The sequence below is a fragment of the Chitinophaga sp. genome (genome assembly GCF_036566945.1).
Lineage (GTDB): Bacteria > Bacteroidota > Bacteroidia > Chitinophagales > Chitinophagaceae > Chitinophaga.
The window spans coordinates 1-4,973 of record NZ_DATCVJ010000050.1 but is presented as its reverse complement, the minus strand read 5'-3'; the positions used below and the strand labels follow the sequence as shown (position 1 = coordinate 4,973).

The 4,973-nt window shown below is 43.6% G+C and carries 2 protein-coding genes; both read left to right on the top strand.

What is annotated here, in order from left to right; all coding sequences use genetic code 11:
• Nucleotides 1-488 precede the first annotated feature (488 nt).
• Nucleotides 489-1,703, top strand: coding sequence for a DNA polymerase IV (dinB, locus tag VIP81_RS01505; RefSeq protein ID WP_331956708.1), 1,215 nt, complete (start codon nt 489-491; stop codon nt 1,701-1,703).
• 266 nt (nt 1,704-1,969) lie between these two features.
• The gene (locus VIP81_RS01500) at nt 1,970-4,927 is read left to right on the top strand and encodes a DNA polymerase III subunit alpha (protein WP_331956707.1); all 2,958 of its coding nucleotides are present in this window, start codon (nt 1,970-1,972) and stop codon (nt 4,925-4,927) included.
• Nucleotides 4,928-4,973: the final 46 nt, after the last annotated feature.

Here is a 4,973-nt window from a genome sequence, read left to right as displayed (position 1 = left end):
CATCAGCAGCAGGAAGTCTCTTTTTGAGCCTATTTCCTGCGGAGCGGCTGTATTTAAACCAGACGAAATTACTACAGGTATTGAATTCCAGATAATAGCCAGATAAGCCATTGGTACCAGCAGTAAAGCGAGGATAAGCATTTCTTTGGTAAAATCCGGTTGTTTCATTGGAGATAAGTTTAAATGTAAAACCACTCACATACTCCCTTTTTCCTTCATTTCCATTCTCTTATCAATTACATATTGGATGCCCCTTATGTTTATTAAAGTTACGAAAATTGAAACTTAGAGAAATCTCTATAATATTTTACTAAATTTATTAGTATTACTAAAATATTTAGTAATTTAGCAGTCGCAGATAAAAGTGATTCCGGCTGGCAGGCCCGTTGCTTTACTATCCTCTCCCTTTGCCCGGCCCGCCATCCGTATCGCTTTTATACAATCTGGCTGTTCCGTCCTTTATTTATCCATAAACCAAAACGTTATTTATGATTACGTTACAACAGCGAACCATTGCGCATTTTGATCTCGACTGCTTTTTTGTGTCAGTCGAATGCCAGCGGGATAGCCGGTTAAGCGGGCAGCCATTGTTGGTAGGTGGCAGCAGCGACCGAGCGGTGGTAGCTGCCTGCAGCTATGAGGCCAGACGCTATGGTATCCATTCGGCAATGCCCATGAAAACGGCGTTGCGGCTTTGTCCACATGCAATTGTGCGCAGTGGGGATATGGAATTGTACAGCACAAAATCCAGGGAGATTACGGAAATCATTGCCGGTAAAGCACCGCTATATGAGAAATCATCTATCGATGAATTTTACCTGGACCTTTCCGGCATGGACAAATTCTTCGGCTCCCTGAAATGGACAACGGAACTGCGGAAAGCCATTATGAAAGAATCAGGACTACCTATTTCATTCGGACTGGCCTCCAATAAACTGGTGTCCAAAGTAGCCACAGATGAGGCTAAACCCAATGGTCAACTGGAAATACTGTTTGGCAACGAAAAAAGTTTTCTGGCACCGCTGGCGGTGGAAAAGATTCCGATGGTAGGCCGTGAAACCGGTGCCCAGCTAAGGCGCCGTGGCGTAGAAACCGTGAAGACACTGAGTGAAGTGCCCATCTCCCTGCTGGAAGCATGGATGGGAAAAACCGGAATAGCGCTCTGGAAAAAAGCCAATGGTATCGATGAATCGCCGGTAGTGCCTTTTTATGAACAAAAATCTATTTCTACAGAAAGTACTTTTCCTGCAGATACCATTGACATGGAATTTCTGCATGCAGAATTAGTACGCATGACGGAAAAAATTGCCTTTGAATTAAGACAACAAAATAAACTTACCGGCTGCATTACCCTGAAATTACGCTACTCGGATTTTGAAACCGTTACCAAACAAATGTCTATCCCTTACTGCTGTGCCGATCACGTATTGCTCGAAAAAGTAAAGGAACTATTTAAAAAACTATATGACCGACGACTGCTGGTTCGCCTTATTGGCGTGCGTTTCAGTCACCTGGTGCAAGGAAATTATCAGATCAGTTTATTCGACGACAAACAGGAAATGATCGCGCTTTATCAGGCGATTGATCAAATCAAAAACCGCTTTGGCTGGGAGTATCTGATGAAAGGAACTAACGTGATACCGCCTGACAAAAAAAACCGGCAGACGCCGAAAAAAGATATTATGCCGTATTTCAAAGTGTAATATTTCTGAAAGATAAACAGTGGTTCAGGAGTGGAGATGATATAGTCTGGTGACGTGCTATATCTTCCAATAGTAAGTGATGGGGTAAATGGAGGTCATATTCGTGATAATAGATAACGGGATAAATTAGAGATCATAGCACACCACGATGTGCCGTATCTACCAATAGGAAATAACTGGGTGACCAACGGAGATAATATCACAACGCGAAGTGCAATATCTCCCAATAGCAAACAACAACATTAAAGGGAACACCAAATTCAATCATGTATCTCAACTGCAAAACATTTTTCAGCCTGCGCTACGGCACTATGCATGCAGAAATGCTGGTGGAAAAAGCACATGCACTGGGCATTGGCTCCCTGGCGCTGACAAATATCAACATGACTTCCGATGCCTGGGAGTTCGTGGAACTTTGCCATAAACATGCTATAAAACCAATACTCGGACTGGAATGCAGAAACAAAAATGATTTCAAATATATTCTGCTGGCCCGTAACCAGCAAGGCTGGTATGCCATCAACAATTTTCTGTCCGAACATTTGCAACAGGAAATTCCATTTCCTGATCAGGCACCGGTTATCCCTCACACCTTCGTTATTTATGCCTGGGGCAGCCGCATGCCGGAAACGTTAGCGGCGCATGAATTAATCGGCATAAAACCATGGGAACGCAATAAGTTATTCAGAATAGATACCCTGGCGATCCGGGATAAACTGGTGATACTGCAACCGGTTACTTTTCAGGATGAGGAATATTTTGAGCTGCATCGCCTGCTGCGGGCCGTAGATCAGAATATTCTTATTTCACAACTGATGCCCGAAATGGCAGGGCATCCCGCAGAACAATTCGTTCATCCCGCGAAAATGGTGGAACATTTTGCAGACTATCCACACATTGTACAAAATACAGTGGAAATAATGGAAGCCTGTCAGGTGGAAATGGATGTAACGCCTCATATCCCCCGCAACAAAAAACATTTTACAGGAAGCGTGGAAGGAGACCGCGCCAAATTACGGGAACTAGCCATGGAAGGCATGTACTACCGCTATGGCGACGATCATGAAGAGGCACTTCACCGCATTGAAAAAGAGCTGGCCATTATTGCACAAATGGATTTTGAAGCTTATTTTTTGATTACCTGGGATATTATCCGGTATGCACAGCAACAAGGATTTTTCTATGTGGGACGGGGCAGCGGCGCCAATTCCATTATTGCCTATTGTACAAAAATTACCGATGTAGATCCTATAGAACTGGATCTGTATTTTGAACGCTTTCTCAATCCTTCCCGTAGCTCGCCACCGGATTTTGATATCGATTTTTCCTGGCGTGACCGCGATCATATCATCCAATATGTTTTTGATACCTATGGGAAAGACTATACCGCTTTACTCGGTACCGTTACCACGTTTCAAACAAATGCCATTATACGCGAACTGGGCAAAGTATATGGGCTACCGAAAAAAGAAATTGATAAAATACTGGAGAATGGCTTTCATATTCAGTTGGAAGCAGATGACATCCATCGGAAAATAGCACATTACTGCGATTTGATGGATAGAAAACCGGCGTTTCCAAATCATCTCAGCATTCATGCAGGAGGGATACTGATCAGTGAGGCACCGATTCATCACTATTGCACTACCTATTTACCACCGAAAGGTTTTGTAACAGCACAACTTGATATGTGGCAGGCAGAACGTATAGGGCTATACAAGTTTGATATCCTTAGCCAGCGCGGACTTGGGCATATACGCGATGCCATTGATATTATAAAAGAAAACCGGCATGTAGATATTGACATTCATAATGTAAAAGCTTTTCAGATAGATACCCGTGTTAAAAATAACCTGGCCACCGTAAATACGATCGGATGTTTTTATATAGAATCTCCCGCTATGCGGCAGTTGCTGCTGAAGCTGCGTTGCGATAACTATCTGTCACTGGTAGCGGCGAGTTCAATTATCCGCCCCGGTGTAGCACAATCGGGCATGATGAAAGAATATGTGCAACGATATCGTTATCCTGATAAAGTGGAATACCTGCACCCGGTAATTGAAGAATTGTTGAAAGAAACCTTTGGTATTATGGTATATCAGGAAGATGTGATTAAAGTGGCGCATCGTTTCGCCGGGTTGGAACTGGCAGATGCAGATACGCTGCGTCGGGCCATGGGTGGGAAATACAGGGAGTCCAATCATTTTAAACAAATAGAGGAAAGATTTTTTGAAAACTGTGCGGCACGTGGCCACTCTTTACAAGTGACGCAGGAAGTATGGCGGCAAATAGCCAGTTTCGCCAACTTCTCTTTTTCTAAAGCCCACTCCGCCAGCTTTGCGGTAGAGAGTTATCAGAGCTTGTACCTGAAAACCTATTTCCCGGCTGAATTCATGGTGGCCGTAATCAATAACTTCGGCGGATTTTATAACCGGGAACTTTATTTCCGGGAGTTGCAGAAAACCGGTGTAACCCTGCATCCACCTTGTATTAATAACAGTGACTATTCCACCAATATCAAAGGCCGGGATGTATACGTGGGACTCATTCATATAGAAGGATTGGAACAATTACTGGCAGAAAGAATATTGGCTGACCGATTGGCTTATGGTCCGTTTACACATCTGGAAAACTTTACCAGCCGCATAACTCCTGGGCCGGAACAGCTGGAAATACTGATCCGCATTGGCTGTTTCAATTTTACGGGACACACGAAAAAAGAGCTGTTGTGGAAAAGCAGTTTGCTCGTAAAAAGCAAAGAAACCAACAACACCCATAGCCTTCCGCTGTTTGGGAGTACTACGGTCGATTGCGAACTCCCCACCCTGGCGTATCATGCACATGAAGATGCCTTTGACGAAATCGATCTGCTGGGCTTTCCATTACAGTCGCCTTTTAGCGTATTGCAACATCAACAGAATACCTATATGCCTGCCCGTGAGTTTGGAAAACATGTAGGATTACCCGTGACTACCCTCGGCTACCTGGTGACCACTAAATTTTTACGCAGTAGCAAAGGCGAGCCGATGTGTTTTGGTACTTTTCTGGATAAAGAAGGCGCTTTTGTGGATACCGTCCATTTCCCCGATAGTTTACGACAATATCCTTTTCAAAAAGGCGGTTTTTATGTTTTGCAAGGTAAGGTGGCAAAAGAGCATGATGTAGTGACACTGGAAATCAATAAGATGTGGAAGATTGGATATTTTGAAGATAAAAAGGCATAAACCCGACAAATTGTTGTATTTTTGTGACAAATGTCGGGTATTATGA